The 17533-nt window shown below is 72.4% G+C and carries 17 protein-coding genes; 13 read left to right on the top strand and 4 right to left on the bottom strand.

The features are described from left to right. Positions 1-7 precede the first annotated feature (7 nt). Entirely contained in the window at positions 8-652 is a 645-nt protein-coding gene (locus tag OG906_RS08150; protein WP_267796053.1) for an amino acid ABC transporter permease, read from the top strand. Then, on the top strand, positions 649-1533 hold the full coding sequence (locus OG906_RS08145) for an amino acid ABC transporter permease (protein WP_329441314.1): 885 nt from the start codon (positions 649-651) through the stop codon (positions 1531-1533). Before OG906_RS08150 ends, OG906_RS08145 begins: the two co-directional genes overlap by 4 nt. A gap of 46 nt (positions 1534-1579) precedes the next feature. Here the strand turns inward: OG906_RS08145 and OG906_RS08140 are convergent, their stop codons facing one another. Further along, the gene (locus OG906_RS08140; RefSeq protein ID WP_329441312.1) at positions 1580-3181 is read right to left on the bottom strand and encodes a CocE/NonD family hydrolase; all 1602 of its coding nucleotides are present in this window, start codon (positions 3179-3181) and stop codon (positions 1580-1582) included. 144 nt (positions 3182-3325) lie between these two features. After that, the gene (locus OG906_RS08135) at positions 3326-4570 is read right to left on the bottom strand and encodes a L,D-transpeptidase (RefSeq protein ID WP_402306249.1); all 1245 of its coding nucleotides are present in this window, start codon (positions 4568-4570) and stop codon (positions 3326-3328) included. 478 nt (positions 4571-5048) lie between these two features. Here OG906_RS08135 and murJ point away from each other — a divergent pair, with 478 nt between their 5' ends. The 4 genes from murJ (at position 5049) to OG906_RS08115 (ending at position 9111) form a co-directional block, all read left to right on the top strand. Continuing rightward, positions 5049-6722, top strand: coding sequence for a murein biosynthesis integral membrane protein MurJ (gene murJ, locus OG906_RS08130; RefSeq protein ID WP_329441310.1), 1674 nt, complete (start codon positions 5049-5051; stop codon positions 6720-6722). 39 nt (positions 6723-6761) lie between these two features. Further along, positions 6762-7445 carry a response regulator transcription factor gene (locus OG906_RS08125; RefSeq protein WP_329441308.1) on the top strand — a complete coding sequence of 228 codons (684 nt, stop codon included), beginning with the start codon at positions 6762-6764 and terminating at the stop codon, positions 7443-7445. Positions 7446-7535: 90 nt separating this feature from the next. After that, on the top strand, positions 7536-7832 hold the full coding sequence (locus OG906_RS08120) for a hypothetical protein (protein WP_329441307.1): 297 nt from the start codon (positions 7536-7538) through the stop codon (positions 7830-7832). Positions 7833-7836: 4 nt separating this feature from the next. Continuing rightward, positions 7837-9111, top strand: a complete 1275-nt coding sequence (locus OG906_RS08115) for a cytochrome P450 (RefSeq protein WP_329441306.1) — start codon at positions 7837-7839, stop codon at positions 9109-9111. Here the strand turns inward: OG906_RS08115 and OG906_RS08110 are convergent. Beyond that, entirely contained in the window at positions 9071-9796 is a 726-nt protein-coding gene (locus OG906_RS08110) for a hypothetical protein (protein WP_329441304.1), read from the bottom strand. The two genes, OG906_RS08115 and OG906_RS08110, sit on opposite strands and share 41 nt — an antisense overlap. A 113-nt stretch (positions 9797-9909) precedes the next feature. Between OG906_RS08110 and ggt the strand changes: the two genes are divergently transcribed. Beyond that, the gene (ggt, locus tag OG906_RS08105) at positions 9910-11715 is read left to right on the top strand and encodes a gamma-glutamyltransferase (RefSeq protein ID WP_329441303.1); all 1806 of its coding nucleotides are present in this window, start codon (positions 9910-9912) and stop codon (positions 11713-11715) included. A 48-nt stretch (positions 11716-11763) separates the two neighbouring features. On the opposite strand, the gene map is transcribed toward ggt, so the two are convergent. Beyond that, entirely contained in the window at positions 11764-12531 is a 768-nt protein-coding gene (gene map / locus OG906_RS08100) for a type I methionyl aminopeptidase (protein ID WP_329441301.1), read from the bottom strand. Positions 12532-12595: 64 nt separating this feature from the next. On the opposite strand from map, the gene OG906_RS08095 reads away from it, so the two are divergent. The 6 genes from OG906_RS08095 (at position 12596) to OG906_RS08070 (ending at position 17529) form a co-directional block, all read left to right on the top strand. Continuing rightward, positions 12596-12847 carry a helix-turn-helix domain-containing protein gene (locus OG906_RS08095; RefSeq protein WP_053676826.1) on the top strand — a complete coding sequence of 84 codons (252 nt, stop codon included), beginning with the start codon at positions 12596-12598 and terminating at the stop codon, positions 12845-12847. Positions 12848-13037: 190 nt separating this feature from the next. Next, positions 13038-13241, top strand: a complete 204-nt coding sequence (locus OG906_RS08090; RefSeq protein ID WP_329441297.1) for a hypothetical protein — start codon at positions 13038-13040, stop codon at positions 13239-13241. Positions 13242-13250: 9 nt separating this feature from the next. Then, positions 13251-13631: a PPOX class F420-dependent oxidoreductase gene (locus tag OG906_RS08085; protein WP_329441295.1), complete on the top strand. Its 381-nt coding sequence runs from the start codon at positions 13251-13253 to the stop codon at positions 13629-13631. Between the two features lie 45 nt (positions 13632-13676). Beyond that, positions 13677-15212, top strand: coding sequence for a hypothetical protein (locus OG906_RS08080; RefSeq protein WP_329441294.1), 1536 nt, complete (start codon positions 13677-13679; stop codon positions 15210-15212). 182 nt (positions 15213-15394) lie between these two features. Beyond that, positions 15395-16237 (top strand): nitrilase-related carbon-nitrogen hydrolase, encoded by an 843-nt coding sequence (locus OG906_RS08075; protein WP_053681745.1) that lies wholly within the window; start codon positions 15395-15397, stop codon positions 16235-16237. A 38-nt stretch (positions 16238-16275) separates the two neighbouring features. Then, a complete protein-coding gene (locus tag OG906_RS08070) occupies positions 16276-17529 on the top strand; it encodes an aspartate aminotransferase family protein (RefSeq protein WP_329447965.1) in 1254 nt (417 codons plus the stop codon). Positions 17530-17533 lie beyond the last annotated feature (4 nt).

Raw genomic sequence — 17533 nt, 5'->3', positions numbered from 1 at the left:
CACCTTCATGGACGTACTCACCGAGAACTTCGCGATCTACGGCAAGGGTTTCCTCGGGACCCTGCAACTCACCGTCTACGCCTCCCTCCTCGCCCTGGTCCTGGGCTTCGTGATGTGTTCCTTCCGGGTCGCGCCCGTCGGATCCTTCCGGGTCTTCGGCACGGTCTGGGTCACCGTGCTGCGCAACACCCCGCTCACCCTGCTGTTCTTCGCGGTGCTGCTGGGCCTGCCCCGCTTCGGCATCGTCCTGCCCTTCCAGGTCTTCGCGATCCTCGCGCTCGGCTGCTACACCTCCGCGTTCATCTGCGAGGTGCTGCGCTCCGGCATCAACACCGTGCCCAAGGGGCAGGGCGAGGCGGCCCGGAGCCTGGGGATGTCCTTCGACCAGACCCTCGGCACGGTGGTGCTGCCCCAGGCCTTCCGCTCCGTGATCCCCCCCATCGGCTCCACGCTGATCGCCCTCGCCAAGAACTCGGCGATCGCCGGAGCCTTCAGCGTCAACGAGCTGCTGGGCACCTACAAGACCCTCAACGAGCTGGGCTACAGCATCATCTGGACCTTCTTCTGGATCGCCGTCGGCTACCTGATCATCACCCTGTCCATCAGCGCGCTCTTCCACGTGCTCGAAAAGCGGTACGGAGTCGCCCGATGACCGCGCACGCGCTCCACGGGGACCTGGAGTCCAGCGCCCTCTACGACATCCCCGGCCCCCGGGCCCGGCGCCGGCACCTCTTCTACGGGATCGCCTCCACGGCGCTGATCCTGCTGGTGCTGGCCTGGATCCTCTACCTGCTCTTCGACACCGACCAGTTCACCGCCGCCAAATGGACCCCCTTCGAGTACAAGGGCATCCAGGAACTGCTGCTCAGAGGGCTCGGCAACACCCTCAAGGCCTTCGCGTACGCCTCGGTGCTCTCGCTCGCGCTGGGCGCGGTGCTGGCCACCGGGCGGATGTCGATCCACCGCCCGGTGCGCTGGCTCGCCACGCTGTGCGTGGAGTTCTTCCGGGCGATGCCCGTCCTGGTGATGATCTTCTTCATCTTCGTCGCGCTGAAGGTGCAGCCGCTGCCCGCGCTGGTGGCGGGGCTGACCCTCTACAACGGCTCGGTCCTGGCGGAGGTCTTCCGCACGGGCATCGACTCCGTCGAGAAGGGCCAGCGCGAGGCCGCGTACGCCCTGGGCATGCGCAAGACGCAGGTCATGACCTTCGTCCTGGCCCCGCAGGCGGTCCGGGCGATGCTGCCCACGATCATCAGCCAGCTCGTGGTGGCGCTGAAGGACACCTCGCTGGGCTACCTGATCACGTACGAGGAGTTCCTGCACGCGGGCAAGCTGATCGCCTCGAACCTGGACTACGACCTGCCGTTCATCCCGGTCGTCATGATCATTTCTCCCATCTACATCGGCATGTGCATGCTGCTGTCCTGGTTCGCCACCTGGGTGGCGCGGCGGCAGCGGCGCAATCCGAAGACCGAGGCGGTCACCGTCGCCCCGGCCGAACCGGGAACGGCGCTGCCGGGCGGACGCACGTAGTCCGCCCGCGGCCCCGAAGGGCCAACCCGCCCGGCGGCAGCCGCGGTCACTGCTCGCGCAGCGGCACCGAGACGTACGAGGGATCGGTGCGCGGCGAGGAGAAGGTCAGCTGCGCGCCGGTGGGGTTGTGCTCGATGTAGAGCGGGTCGACGGTGTCCACGACCAGGGCGAGCCGATGGCCGGCCGGGACGTCGTAGGCGGTGGAGAAGAGGTCGAGGTCCACTCCGAAGGCCTGGTTCGGCGTCTTCCCGTGGAAGGTGTACGGGGCGTTGCTGACCAGCTTGCCGAGGCCTAGCGGGCCGACGTCGTAGAGGTACGCGACGAAGGTGCCGTCCGCCTTGGTGGGCGTGACGGTGGTGTGCACCTTGACGGTGCCGCGGACCCGCCGGACCTCGTCGTGGCGCTCCGACTGCCAGACGGCCGCGAAGGTGCGGGGGAGGAGCGGGATGGAGGCCACCGGGGGCGCCTTGACGAACTGGTCGAGGATGCTGGAGAGGAAGAGGGTGCCGCCGTTGGCGCCGGAGTCGACGTTGGCGAACACGTGCTCGCTGTCGGAGAGCGCCAGCCGTTCGGTCCCGCCCGACCCGACCGACTTCCAGTCGGCGTAGCCCTCGTAGCCGTCGGTGCTGCGGGACTTGATCTGGACGGGGGCCTCGGAGTCCACGCCGTTGCGCTCGCCCTTGAGGTAGCGGTCGAACCAGCGGTGGGCGTTGGTCCAGGTGTCGTTGGGCAGCCCGAGCAGGCCGGTGGCCTCGGCGGTGGCGTGGTCGCCGGGGCGGAACTCCAGGCGCTTGGGGCCCGTCAGCTTCTCGAAGAAGTCCGCGTACTGGTTGGGCGGGAAGATGGTGTCCCCCCAGGCGTTGCCCAGCATGATCGCGGCGCCGTTGGCGTTGATCCGGTCCACCTCGTAGGCGGCGGAGCGCTTCTTGCCCCAGTCGATCATCTGCTGTTCGCGGTCCAGCCGGGAGCCGAGGAAGTCGTCCAGGATCTGCTGGAGTTCGGGACCGGGCCGGCCGGTGATCCGCCCGGCGACGCCGAGCATCCCGGCCGCCTGGCGGTGCTGGGTGCGGCCGGAGTAGATCGACTCGATGAGGTCGGCCCAGCCGCTGAGCGCGACCACGGCCTTGATCCGGGGGTCGCGGGCCGAGGCGAGCAGGCTGATGCCCGCGCCGTAGGAGACCCCGCCGAGACCGATGCGCGAGGCGTCGGCCGGGGTGTTGGCGAGCGCCCAGTCGATGACGGCGGAGACGTCGGCGGTGTCGGCCGGGCCGGCCGTCTCGATCTGCCCGCCGGAGAGCCAGAAGCCGCGGGAGGTGTAACTGACCACGATGTAGCCGGAGTCGGCGAGCTGCTTGGCCTGGGCGGCGTACTCGATCTGCGGCAGGCCCCAGCTGGTGGGCAGCACGATCAGCGGATACTTCGCGCCTGCCCCGGCGCCCGCGGGGGTGAAGACGTTGCCCTTGAGCGTGATGCCGCCGGAGCCGGGGATGTCGTGGAAACGCAGGTCCGACGAGGCGTCGGCGGCGGTGGCGGTGGGCTCGGTGACGGGCGCCGCCTGGGCCTGGTGGGGGGCCAGGCCCAGGGCGGTTGCCGCGATCACGGCCGCCACGGTCGCTGCGGCTGCCGCGGTGCTGGTGGTGCGGACCATCTGTCGCTCCTCGCGTACGCCGGTGTCAAAGTGACCCGACGGTAACGGGAGGTGCTTACCGGAGGTAACCCGTGAGTAAGTTACGTCCCAGTAACGATTGACTGAAGTTCAACGCATCGGCCCGCGGCGGCGGGTGTCGCGTGGTCAGCCGTTCTGCGGCGCGCCGTTCAGCGCGCTCTTGGCCTTCCACTCGTCCCAGGACAGGTTCCACTCGCCGTACCCGTTGCCGATGTCCGCACGCCCCTTGGAGCCGCTGCCGACGACCTCGAAGGGATCGCCGACCTGCACCAGCTCGTAGAACGCCGCCGCGTTGGCGTCGCTCATGCCCACGCAGCCGGAACTGGTGTTGGCGCTGCCGAAGTTGGCGTTGTTCCACGGGGCGGCGTGCGCGTACATGCCCGACCAGGTCAACCGCATCGAGTAGTCGACCATCTTGTCGTAGGAGTCGCCCAGGCCCACCGTCTGGGAGTCCATCCGGATGGTGCCCTCCTTCGCCATCAACACCATCGTCCCGGACCAGGAGGCCTTCTGGCCGCCCGGCGTGCCCGCCGAGATCGGAATGGTCTTCACGACCTGACCGCCCTCGGTGACCGACATCTTCCGGGTGTCGAGATCGACCTTCATTCGACGGTCCTTGCCGATCTTGAACTCGGTGGAGTAGTCCTTGGCGAACAGCCCACCGCCCGCTCCGGAGTCGACGCCGTTCAGGTTCATCTCGACCTTCACCGCGGTGCCGGACTTCCAGAACTCCTTCGGGCGCCAGTCCACCCGGTCATTGCCGGAATAGTCCTTGAACCAACCCCACGAACCCTCGGTTTCGTTCGACGTGGTGACCTTCAGGTGCTTCTCCACCTCGGCCTTGTTCTTCACCGGGTTGTCGAACACGATCGATACGGGCTGCGCCACACCGACCACCGGCGTGACCCTCCCCGGATTGATCGTCACCTTGTTCACCTTGTCGGCCGCGGACGTCTTGAAACGGGTCTCCGCGCTCTGGCTCTCGGCGTTCTGCGCCTCGACCCGGTACTCGGCCCCCGGCGACGCGTTGCGCTCCGACGTCCAGGTCCGGCCGTCGGCGGCTATCCGGCCGGCCAACTCACCGCCCTTGCCGTCCGTCACCTTCACCTGGGCCAGCCTGCCGTCCGCGACGGTCACCGTGACGGGTTGACCGGCCTTCACCTCGCCGCCCGACAGGTTGACCGAGATCGCCATGGCGGCCTTCTCGTCCTTCCCCGCCTTGCCGTCGCCGGCCCCGGCGGAACCGGAACCGCCCCCGCAGGCGGTCAGTGCGAGGGCCGCCAGCGCGGCGGCGCCGGCCAGTGCGGCGGTTCGACCGCGCGCCCGCGTGAGGTGACGGCGCGACGGGTCGATACGGCGTGTGCGGCTCAACGGAAACCCCTCCGAAGTAATGATCGTCCGCAAAGAGAGAGTGCGCGCGGGGGCCCCGGGTTGCGGATGACGCGCAAAACATCGACCGGGGGGCTGTGACATGGAACGCAGTGAAATCCGCAACCGAATGCCGGCCCTCGAGGGGAGCCCGCGCGACGAAATGGGCGGCGGTCCTTCCGGCCCCGGGTGAAAGGACTTTCGGCCCGCCCGTCAGGGACCCACGGCTCTGGCGGACGGTGAATTCGACATCGATGCGCCGGCCCGATTCCCGTCGAATCCGCGGCGCCCGCGCCCCCCTCGCCCCTCCCACCGGATCCGGTGGACACGACCTGCGCGGGGTACCCTCCCCCCTCGGCCCCGGCGAACACGCGTTCACCGCCGGTCGGATCGCCGAAGCACCAGGCAAGCGGGAGAGACCCTTGAACGGACACGACAGCACTGCGCGCGACCGGGCCCTCGCGGCCCCCCGTGCCCGCCGGTGACCGCCCCCACCGAGACGAGACCGGCGCCGGGCGGCGTTCCGGCGGCTCCCGCCAAGGGCTCCGTGCTGCGCAGCGGCGCGCTGATGGCCGCCGGGTCGATCGTCTCGCGCGCCACCGGCTTCGTCCGCTCCGCCGTGGTCGTCGCCGCGCTCGGAACCCACTTCCTCGGTGACGGCTACGCCGTCGCCAACACCCTCCCCAACATCGTGTACATCCTGCTGATCGGCGGCGCGCTCAACGCCGTCTTCGTACCCGAGCTGATCAAGGCGGCCAAACGCCACGCGGACGGCGGCGTCGCCTACACGGACCGACTGCTGACCGTCTGCGTCCTCGCGCTCCTCGTGCTCACCGCCGTCGCGGTGCTCGCCACGCCGTGGATCGTCCGGGCCTACGCGCCCGCCGGCTACAGCGCCGCCCAACTGGACACCACCGTGGCCCTGGCCCGGTTCTGCCTCCCGCAGATCCTCTTTTACGGGCTGTTCACCCTGCTCGGGCAGGTGCTGAACGCCCGGGGCCGGTTCGGGGCGATGATGTGGACCCCGATCCTCAACAACCTCGTCCTCATCGCCGTCTTCGGCTACCACCTGTACGTGTCCGTCGGCGGGGACGAGGTGCTGAGCGCGTCCGAGACCCGGCTGCTCGGCATCGGCACCACCGCCGGCATCGTCGTCCAGGCACTCGCCCTGATCCCGTCGCTGCGCGCGGCCGGCTTCCGCTGGCGCCCCCGCTTCGACTGGCGCGGCAGCGGCCTCACCCGCCCGCTGCGCAACGCGGGCTGGCTCGTCGCCCTGGTCCTCACCAACCAGTTCGCCTACTGGGTCGTCACCCTGCTCTCCACCACCGCCGGCCAACTGGCCGACGACTCCGGGGTCGCGGGCGGCGCCGGCTACGTCGCCTACGGCAACGCCTACCAACTGTGGGTGGTGCCGCAGGGCATCGTCACCGTCTCGCTGGTCACCGCCCTGATGCCCCGGATGAGCGCCTCGGCCTCCGACGGGGACCACGCCGCCGTCCGCCGCGACGTCTCGTACGCGCTGCGCGCCTCCGCCGCCCTCGTCGTGCCCGCCGCCGCGATCTTCGCCGCCCTCGCCCCCTGGGTGACGGCGAGCGTCCTCCAGTACGGGCAGGTGGGGCCCGCCGACAGCGAGGTCATCGCCGGCATCCTCATGGCCTTCGCGCCCGGCCTGGTCGCCTTCTCGGCCCAGTACGTGCTCGCTCGCGGCTTCTACGCGCTCTCCGACACCCGGACCCCGTTCTTCCTGAACCTGGTCATCGTCGTGCTCACCGCGTCGTTGGCGTACACCGCCCACGCCCTGCTCCCGCCGCGCTGGGTCGTCACCGGCATCGCCGGCGCCACCTCGCTCGCCTACCTGGCGGGCGCGGCGGTCACCGCGTACGCCCTCGCCCGCCGGCTGGGCCCGCGCACGGACGCCCCCGCCGGGGTCCGCACCACGGCCCTGCGCACCCACCTGCGGCTGCTCCTGGCCTGCCTGCCCGCGGCGGCCGCCGGATACGGGGCGGCCCTGGCGTGTGACGGGTTCGGCAGATTCGCCGCGGTCGGGGCGGGAACCGCCGCGATCGCCCTGGTCGTCATCCTCCTCGCCAGGCCACTGCGCCTGACGGAGATCACCGACCTGTCGGCCTCCCTCCGCCGGAAAATGGGTCGGTAGGGGGAGGAAGGCACCCGAACCGCACGGGATGCTGACCGGATGCCACGCGTACTGCTGATCGAGGACGACCCCTCCATCCGGGAAGGGGTCGCCCTCGGCCTGCGCCGCAGAGGCCACGAGGTGAGCACCGCCGAGACGGGGGAGGAAGGCCTGGCCCTGATGGCCGGCTTCCGACCCGAGCTGGTCCTGCTCGACCTCATGCTGCCGGGCATCAACGGCGTCCAGGTCTGCCGCCGCATCCGCGAGACCAGCCAGGTGCCCGTCATCATGCTCACCGCACGCGGCGACGACTTCGACATCGTCGTCGGCCTGGAGGCGGGCGCCGACGACTACGTCGTCAAACCCGTCCGCACCGAGATCATCGAGGCCCGGGTGCGGGCCGTGTTGCGGCGCCTCGTCGCCCCCGGCGACGGCCGCGTCGGGATCGAGGTCCACGGCGAGCTCGCCGTGGACCGCGCCGGTCTGACCGTCGCGAAGAACGGCGCGCACGTCCCGCTGGCCCCCAGCGAACTCAAACTGCTGCTGCACCTGTCGGCCGCGCCCGCGCAGGTCTTCTCCCGCCGGCAACTGCTGGAATACGTGTGGGAGCACAGCTACCACGGTGACGCACGGCTCGTCGACGCCTGCGTCCGGCGCCTGCGCCACAAGATCGAGGACCCGGACGCCGCCCCCCGCTACATACAGACCGTGCGCGGCTTCGGCTATCGCTTCGGCCCCCTCTAGGCCCTGTCGTCAACGTCTCGCCTGGCCCGCGGCGCCCGGATCGACAGCCAGGCGGTCCAACTGCCGCTCGACCGGCCGCAGCTCCAGAGCATGGTCACCGAACTCGGCCGGCGCGGCAAACCCCACTCCTGGGTGGCGTACGGCGAGTACGGCGGCCTGAAGGCGACCTCCCACCCGGTGCAGCCCCTGTCCGAGGCGGCCCGCCGCCAGGTGATGCGCACCGTCGTCTCCTCCGCCGGGATCCCGGCGGACGCGGAGGTCACCCTGGTCGGCCCCGACGCCGCCCTGGCCCCCGACCACTGCGGGTTCCAGGCCACCCCTGCACGTACGCGCCGGCCCGTCGCGTTCCGCCCTCTTGCGAGGCACGCGCCCCGACCGGCACCGTGACCCCATGGCCCCCGCCCTCACGCACGGCGACGCGGACGTCCCCGACGTCTTCGACCCCCGCCTGTACGCCGAAGAGATCCCGTACACGCGCTACCGGCTGCTCCGCGACCGGCACCCCGTCGCCCGGCAGGCCGAACCGGAGGTCCTCGGCTGGCCCGCGGGGCCCGGCTTCTGGGCCGTCACCCGGCACGCCGACGTCGTACGGGTCCTGCGCGAACACACCACGTACTCCTCGTGGCTCGGCGCCACCCAGATCCGCGACCCCGACCCCGCCGACCTGCCCTTCCTGCGCCGCACCATGCTCAACCAGGACCCGCCCGGGCACGGCCGGCTGCGGCGGCTCGTCGCCCGCGCGTTCACCCCCGCCCGCGTCGACGCCTTCGCGGGCCGGGTGCGCGAGCGGGCCCGGACGCTGCTGCGCGCCGCCCGCGACGGCGCCGAGGACGGGGCTGTCGACCTGGTGTCCGCGGTGACGGACGAGTACGCGCTGCTCAACCTGACCGACCTGATGGGCATCCCGGCCGCCGACCGCGGCCTGCTCCTGGAATGGACCGTACGGGTCATCGGCTACCAGGACCCCGACGACGCCCCCGAACCGCCGGCGGGCCCGGACGGGAAACCCCTCAACCCCCGCTCTCCGGCGCTGCTGGGCGAGATGTTCGGATACGCCCGCGAACTGGCCGCGTACAAGCGGGCGCATCCCGGCGACGACGTGATGACCGCCCTCGCGGAGGCCGAACTGGAACCCGCCGAACTGGAGATGTTCTTCTTCCTGTTGACCGTCGCCGGCAACGACACCGTACGCAGCGCCGCGCCCGGCGGCCTGCTCGCCCTCGCGCGCGACCCGGACGGCTACCGACGGCTCGCCGCGGGCGACGTGCCCATGCACCGGGCCGTGGACGAACTCCTGCGCGTCCACCCGCCCGTGCTCAGCTTCCGCCGCACCGCCTCCGTGGACACCGAACTCGGCGGGCAGCGGATCCGCGCCGGGGACAAGGTGGTGGTCTTCCACGCCTCCGCCAACCACGACGAGCGGGTCTTCACCGCACCCGACCGGCTCGACCTCGGCCGCGCGCACAACCCGCACGTCTCCTTCGGCGACGGACCGCACGTCTGCCTGGGCGCCCACTTCGCCCGGCTCCAACTGCGCACCCTCCACGAGGAGTGGCGCACGCTGATGCCGGCGCCCGAGTCGGCGGGCCCGCCGCGCCGGCTCGTCTCGAACTTCATCAACGGGATCACGCGACTGCCGATGCGGGTGTCCGGGCCGACCGGGTGACATCGGCCAACAGCTCGGCCACGTCCGGACCGTAGGCGTCGGAGTTGACCACCTTGAGCACGACGCAGAAGGAATCGTTGCCGTACTTGCGGGCCAACTCGCGGTGGTGGCGCGCCAGATAGCGGGCGCCCGCCTGGTTGCTGATCGCGGTCTGCCCGGAGATCAGGAACACGGGCCTGCTCCCGGGCCCCGTCGTCAACCGGGCCAGCACCACGTGGTCCACCAGGCCCTTGTTCCAGCGGTACGTCTCCTCGCCGACGATGATGGCGCCCCGGTCGGGACCCGCCGCCGTACTGACGTCCACCCGGATGCCCGGCAGCATCGACCCCAGATGGGCGGCCGTCCGCGCGTTGGAGACGGGACCCCCGACGCAGAACTCGGCGCGCTCGCCGAAGCCCTGGCGCACCGTGTCCTGGGAGACGATCTGCAGGTTCGCGCCACAGTCCTTGATCAGGGCGGATATCTCCAGCAGCGCGAAGGCGTCGTTGCGGTGCACCGACCCCTCCGTGCCGCCCATCTGCCGGTTGACCACGAACAGGCAGTCGGAGCCGGACGGCAGCCCGAAGAAGGCCTGCTTGCGGCGGAGCGTGCGGCGCCACAGGTAGGTCCGGGCGAACCAGCCGAAGCCGCCACTGATGGCCGTGGCCACCACGCCGAGCACGATGTTGCGCACGTCGTCGTTCATGGCGCGGATGTTAACCCGCGCGAGGCCGTCCTGACGCGGGGGGTGCGGTGAAGTTAGAGTGCCGGCCTGGGCCTGTGGCACGGGGTCTGACAGGCCGTCGACTGGAGGTACGGATGCGTCGTCCCGCCGCACGTCAATGGGCGCTGGTCGCCCTCGTCGGAGCGCTGGTGTCCACCGGGGCGGCGGCGCCGCCGTCGGCGCCGGCGGGCGGTGCCCCCGCGAAGGTCCCGGTGGCCGTCGGCCACGGGGGCGCGGTGTCCAGCGTCGACGCCGACGCCAGCGCCGTCGGCATCGCCGTCCTGCGCTCCGGCGGCAACGCGGTCGACGCGGCGATCGCGACCGCCGCCGCGCTCGGCGTCACCGAGCCCTACTCCGCCGGGATCGGCGGCGGCGGGTATCTCGTGTACTACGACGCCAAGACCCGCCGGGTGCACACCATCGACGGTCGCGAGACCGCCCCGGCGACGGCGGACGCCGGCCTGTTCCAGGAGAACGGCGTCCCCATCCCCTTCGCCGAGGGCCAGACCAGCGGGCGCGGGGTCGGCGTCCCCGGCACCCCGGCGACCTGGAAGAGCGCGCTCGACGCCTGGGGTTCGCGGCCCCTGGGTCAACTGCTGCGTCCGGCGGAGAAGTTGGCTCGTGACGGATTCGTCGTGGACACCACCTTCCGGTCCCAGACCGAACTCAACCAGGACCGTTTCAAGGACTTCCCCGCCACCGCGAAGCTCTTCCTGCCCGGCGGAGCCCTGCCGGTGGTCGGCTCCACCTTCAAGAACCCCGACCTCGCGGCCACCTACGCCGAACTCGGCCGCAAGGGCACCGGGGCGCTCTACCGGGGCCCGATCGCCGAGGACATCGTGCGGGCCGTCCGCAAGCCCCCGGTGGATCCCGCCGCCACCCGCGTGGTCCGCTCCGGCGACCTGACCACCGGCGACCTGCGCGCGTACGCCACCAAGCGGCAGGCCCCGACCCGGGTGGGCTACCGCGGTCTGGACGTCTACAGCATGGCCCCGTCCTCCTCGGGCGGCACCACCGTCGGCGAGGCGCTCAACATCCTGGAGCGCACCGATCTGGGCTCGCTCTCCGAGGCGCAGTACCTGCACCGGTTCATCGAGGCCTCCCGGATCTCCTTCGCCGACCGGGGCCGCTGGGTCGGCGACCCGGCCGCCGCGGACGTGCCCACGCGGGAGCTGCTCTCGCAGCGGTTCGCCGACAGCCGCGCCTGCCTCGTCAAGCCCGGACAGACGCTGACCAGCCCGCTGGCCCCCGGCGACCCGCGCAAGCCGGTGCCCTGCGCCGCCACGGGCAAGGCCGCCCCGACCACGTACGAAGGGGAGAACACCACACACCTGACGGTCGCCGACCGCTGGGGCAACGTGGTGTCGTACACGCTGACCATCGAGTCCACCGGCGGCAGCGGGATCACCGTCCCGGGCCGCGGCTTCCTGCTCAACAACGAGCTGACCGACTTCTCCTTCGCCCCGGCCGCCCCCGGCGTCCCCGACCCGAACCTGCCCGGCCCCGGCAAGCGGCCGCGCTCGTCGATGGCGCCGACCATCGTGCTGGAGCACGGGCGTCCGGTGCTGGCCGTGGGCTCCCCGGGCGGCGCCACCATCATCACCACCGTGCTGCAGACCCTGCTCGGACACCTGGACCGGGGCCTGCCGCTGGTCGACGCCATCGCGGCGCCGCGGGCCAGCCAGCGCAACCAGACGACGACCGAACTGGAACCGGGTCTGTGGAACAGTCCGGTGCGTGCCGAACTGGAGGCGATCGGCCAGGGGTTCCGGCAGAACCCGGAGATCGGCGCCGCCACCGGCGTGCAGCGTCTGCCGGACGGCCGCTGGCTGGCGGCGGCCGAGACCAGCAGGCGCGGCGGCGGCTCGGCGATGGTGGTCAACCCGCACGGCCGCCCGTAAGCCGTCTCCCCGGGATCGTGCCGGGCCGAGAGGGTCGGCCCGGCACGATCACGGGGTGGTGAGGATCCTGGGGCCGTCGGCGGTGATCGCGACCGTGTGCTCCGCGTGCGCGGCGCGGCTGCCGTCCACGGTCCGCAGGGTCCAGCCGTCGGCGTCGCAGGTGTAGTCGTCGGTGCCTCCCGCGATCACCATCGGTTCGATCGCGAGGACCATGCCGGCGCGCAGTCTCATGCCGCGCCCGGCGGGGCCCTCGTTGGGCACGCCGGGGTCCTCGTGCATGGAGCGGCCGATGCCGTGCCCGCCGAACCCGTCCGGAATGCCGTAGCCGGCGCCGCGGCAGACCGTGCCGACGGCGTGGGCGATGTCACCGATCCTGTTGCCGGGCACGGCGGCGGCGATGCCCGCGGCCAGGGCGGCCTCGGCGGTCTCGATCAGTCGCAGGTCCGCCGGGCGGCCCCGGCCGACCGTGAAGCTCACGGCGGCGTCCCCGGCCCAGCCGCCCAGCTGCGCGCCGAAGTCGACGCTGACCAGGTCCCCGTCGCCCAGCCGGTATGCGTCCGGGACGCCGTGCACGATCGCGTCGTTGACCGAGGCGCACACCACGCCCGGGAAGGGCACGGGCGCGAACTGCGGTCGGTACCCCAGGAAGGGGGAGGTCGCGCCGGCCTCCCGCAGCACCTCGCGGCCCACGGCGTCCAGCTCCAGCAGGGAGACCCCCACGTCGGCCGCCTCCCGCATCGCCGCCAGGGCCCGCCCCACGACCCGGCCGGGGGCCCGCATGTCCTCGATGTCTCGGTCCGTCTTCAGTTTCACCATGCCAATAACTATACCGGTATAACTGTAACGGGATGAAAATTGGGTCCCGGGGTAGGATGGCCACATGGTCCGAACCCCCCTCACCCCCGAAGAGCGCGAGCGCGGCGAGCGGCTGGGCGCGCTGCTCCGCGAGGCGCGAGGCCCGCGCAGCATGGTCGAGATCGCCGCGAGCGCGGGTCTCTCGGCCGAGACGCTCCGCAAGATCGAGACGGGTCGCGCACCGACACCCGCCTTCTTCACCGTGGCGGCCCTCGCCGGCGCCCTCGGTCTCTCCCTCGACGACGTGATGCGGCGCTGCGCCTTCGTGCCCGTCTGAGTCCGGGCCCGTCCGGGTCACCTTCGCCGGTCCGGTTGTCGGCCGCCTGGTCGAGCGGGCGCCGGCGTGCGTCGAAGGGGCGGCGAGAGTACGCCTGATCGGCCCCGCCCGCCTGTCGTTCGAGCGGGGCGGTCGGCCGAACGGCCCAACCGGCGGTGGGGCCCGCGGGGCGCGGGGCAAGCGTGAAGGCGTGTCAGCCACGAACGCATCGAAGCGACTCGGATTCGGACTGCTCGGCGCCGTCCTCGCGAGCGGCCTGCTGCTCGCGGCCTGTGCCGTCCCCGACGGTCGAGCCCATGACGGGGACCCGGGCGAGGCGGTCTCCCGCCAACCGGGCGCCGTCGCCGACCACCACCCGCTCCCGGACCGGCCCGACCGGCGGGGAACCCCCTAAGCTCGGGTCATGAACCTCGAGGAGCTCGGCCGGGGCAAGTACGTCAGCCTCACCACCTTCCGCAAGGACGGCACCCCCGTCGCCACCCCCGTCTGGGCGGTGGCGGACGGGGGTGAGCTGTACGTGTGGACGCGCAGCGACTCCTGGAAGGTCAAGCGGATCCGCAACAGCGGCCGGGTCACCGTCAGCCCCTGTGACGTGCGCGGACGTGTCGAGGAGGGCGCTCCCGCGCTGCCGGGCGAGGCGCGGCTGCTCGACGAGGCGGGTCTCAAGCGGGTGCGCGGGCTGATGATGCGCAAGTACACCTGGCAGTTCTGGTTGGTGGACGTGCCCGCCACCGTGGTGCGCCGCGGCAAGCGCCCGCACACCGCGATCGCCGTCAAGCTTTGAGACTCCCGTAGCCCGCCTGTAACACGGGTGGGATCCAATGCGCCCATGGAGACGGCGACTTCGCTGCTGATCGCTCAACTCGCTGAATATCTGCGCGGGTTGACGCGGAGACTGGATCCCGGGGCGGGCTGGTACGGGGAGTTCCTGCGCCGGGACCCCGACGGGATGCGGGCCTGTCTGGAGGGAACCGCGATCCCCCCGTGGGACGTGGTGGAGTCCCTGCTGGGTGACGCCCGGGCCGTGGCCGGCGAGGTGGAGTACGCGGCCCGGCTGCGCGGCGCCGCCGCCGGGGCCTGGGACCGGGCGCCGGGCGGCGCGGGTGAACTGCGGACCCTGCTGCGCACGGCCGCCGCGCAGCGGGAGGCCTCGGAAGCCGCGCTGCGCAGCCTGACGGCCCGGCTGGGCGGCACACCGGACCCGGTGGAGGCGGCCGCGCTGGCGCGGGAGGTGGCCTGGACCCGGGACGACGCCGCCCGGGCGGCCGGTCGGCACGAGGACCTCACGGCCCGGCTCGCCGCGCTGCCGATGAACCCGGCCGAGGTGCGGGAGTGGACGCGCTCGGACACCGCGTCCGCCGCCGCGACCGGCGAACCCCTGCCCGGGATGCCGGGGCGGCGTCCGACGCCGGCCGGCCCGGTCGTCGAGGCGGCGCCCGAACCCCCGCCCCCGGAGCGGTCCGGCCAGGCCCAGCCCCAGGCAGCGACCCCGCGCCCCCCGCAAGCCCAGGCCCCGGCCCCGGCGGCGTCCATCGACCCGTCCGCCGACCCGTCCGCCGACCCGTACGGCGATCCGGCCCACGATCCCGCCCCCGCCGCGCCCCCGGTCGGTCGTGCCGAGGGGCGGTGGCTGCGCGGTGGCCGACGCTCCGGGGGCGGCGCCCGGTACGCCGGGGCGGCGGAGCCCGAGACGCCCGCCGACACCGCGCCACCCGGCGGGCCGGACGACACGGCCGCCGCCGCCCCGCGCGGGGCCCGGTTCGGCCGCCCGGAGCCGAGGCGGCCCGACCCCCCGGCCCCGGAGCCCGCGCCGCCCGGTCCCGGCCCGCGCACGCCCGGACCCCGCCGCACCGCCGTGTTCGTCGCCGGACTGGCGGACCTCCGGGCGCGGGGCCGCACCGGCGAGGCGCACGCCCTGCTGTGCGAGGCTGCGGCCTGGCCGGCCGAACTGCTGCCCGGGCTCGCGGCCGCGTTGACCCGGGCCGGGCTCGCCGCCGACTGGGCCACCCTGCTCTGGGAGGCCGCCTCGCTTCCGCCCGACCGGCTCGCGGCCGCGGCGGCGGCCCTCGCGGTGGCCGGGCGGTCCGCGGACTGCGACGCGCTGCTGCGCCAGGGGGTGGCCCGGCCCGCCGCCGAGATCGCGGAGGCCGCCCTCGCGCTCGGTGCGGCCGGTCGGGAACGGGAGGCCGACGCCCTGCTCGGCGCCTTCGTGCGGCTGCGCACCGCCGAGGAGGCGGCCGCTCTGGCGCGCCGCGATCCGCACTGGTTCGCGCCGAGGCTGCTCCGGGCCGCGGGCACCCTCCCGGGGACCCGACACCGGGACCTGACACACGCCCTGCGCGTGGCCGGTATCGCTACTCAGTAACCACTTGAGTATCAATCCGCCCGCCCGATGACAGGAAATGACCGCCTATCGACGTAGTGCGATCGACTACTCCAACCGCGCAAGGCGCTCTTGCCCCACGCTGTGACGAGGCCTACGTTCTACTCCCTACGCACACCGTCTACGTGCGTAGAAGTCGGCGTTCCCGTCGCGAGGAGCAGCTCATGGCCCAAGTCGTCCGCGCCGCGCTCGTCCAGGCCACCTGGACCGGAGACACCGAGTCGATGATCGCCAAACACGAGGAGCACGCCCGCGCGGCGGCTGCTCAAGGGGCGCAGATCATCGGCTTCCAGGAGGTGTTCAACGCCCCGTACTTCTGCCAGGTGCAGGAGGCGGAGCACTACCGCTGGGCCGAGGCCGTCCCCGACGGCCCGACCATCCGCCGCATGCAGGACCTCGCCCGCGAGACCGGCATGGTGATCGTCGTACCGGTCTTCGAGTTGGAGTCCGAGGGGTTCTACTACAACACCGCCGCCGTCATCGACGCCGACGGAAGCTACCTCGGCAAGTACCGCAAGCACCACATCCCGCAGGTGAAGGGCTTCTGGGAGAAGTTCTACTTCCGCCCCGGAAACCTCGGCTGGCCCGTCTTCGACACGGCCGTCGGCCGGGTCGGCGTATACATCTGCTACGACCGCCACTTCCCCGAGGGATGGCGTGCGCTCGGCCTGGCCGGCGCCCAGCTCGTCTACAACCCGTCCGCCACCTCCCGAGGCCTGTCCGCCTACCTGTGGCAGCTGGAACAACCCGCCTCCGCCGTCGCCAACGAGTACTTCGTCGCCGCCATCAACCGGGTCGGCCAGGAGGAGTACGGGGACAACGAGTTCTACGGCACCAGCTACTTCGTGGACCCGCGCGGTCAGTTCGTCGGGGAGGTCGCCGGCGACAAAGAGGAGGAACTCCTCGTCCGCGACCTCGACTTCGGCCTCATCGAGGAGGTCCGCAACCAGTGGGCCTTCTACCGCGACCGCCGCCCCGACGCCTACGGAGGGCTCGTACAGCCGTGACCAACCCGATCCCCCTGCACAGTCGCCACCGCACCGTCATGCCCGCCTGGCTCGCGCTCTACTACGACCGCCCCATCGAGCTCACGCACGGCGAGGGCCGCCACGTCTGGGACGCCGACGGCAACCGCTACCTCGACTTCTTCGGCGGCATCCTCACCACGATGACCGCCCACGCCCTGCCCGAGGTCACCAAGGCCGTCTCCGAACAGGCCGGGCGGATCATCCACTCCTCCACCCTGTACCTGAACCGGCCGATGGTCGAACTGGCCGAACGCGTCGCCGCCCTGTCCGGCATCCCGGACGCCCGGGTCTTCTTCACGACCTCCGGCACCGAGGCCAACGACACCGCCCTGCTGCTCGCCACGTCGTACCGCCGCTCCAACCAGATCCTGGCGATGCGCAACAGCTACCACGGCCGGTCCTTCTCCACCGTCTCGATCACCGGCAACCGGGGCTGGTCCCCGACCAGTCTCTCGCCGCTCCAGACGTACTACGTCCACGGCGCGGTGCGCACCCGGGGCCCCTTCGCGGCCCTGCCCGACGCCGAGTTCACCGCCGCCGCCGTCGCGGACCTCGAAGACGTGCTCGGCCAGGCGCGCGGCGGGGTCGCCGCGCTCATCGCGGAACCCATCCAGGGCGTCGGCGGCTTCACCTCCCCGCCCGACGGCCTGTACGGGGCCTTCCGCGAGGTCCTCGACCGGCACGGCATCCTCTGGATCAGCGACGAGGTACAGACCGGCTGGGGCCGAACCGGCGAACACTTCTGGGGCTGGCAGGCGCACGCCCAGAACGGCCCGCCGGACATCCTCACCTTCGCCAAGGGCATCGGCAACGGCATGTCCATCGGCGGCGTCGTCGCCCGCGCCGAGGTCATGAACTGCGTCGACTCCAACTCCATCTCCACCTTCGGCGGCTCCCCGGTCACCATGGCCGCCGGCGTCGCCAACCTCTCGTACCTCCTGGAACACGACCTCCAGGGCAACGCCCGCCGCGTCGGCGGCCTCCTCCTGGAGCGACTGCGCGCCGTCACCGCCGGCGTGCCCGCCGTACGCGAGGTACGCGGCCGGGGCCTGATGGCCGGCCTGGAGCTGACCAAGCCCGGCACCGACCGCGCCGACCCCGAAGCGGCCGCCGCCGTACTGGAAGCCGCCCGCGAACGCGGCCTGCTGCTCGGCAAGGGCGGCGGGCACGACACCAGCGTGCTGCGCATCGCGCCGCCGCTGTCCCTCACCGTCGCGGAGGCGGAAGAGGGCGCCGACATCCTCGAACAGGCCCTGCGCACCGCCCTCTAGCCCT

The organism is Streptomyces sp. NBC_01426 (genome assembly GCF_036231985.1).
Lineage (GTDB): Bacteria > Actinomycetota > Actinomycetes > Streptomycetales > Streptomycetaceae > Streptomyces.
This window is presented reverse-complemented; position numbering and strand designations above follow the sequence as displayed.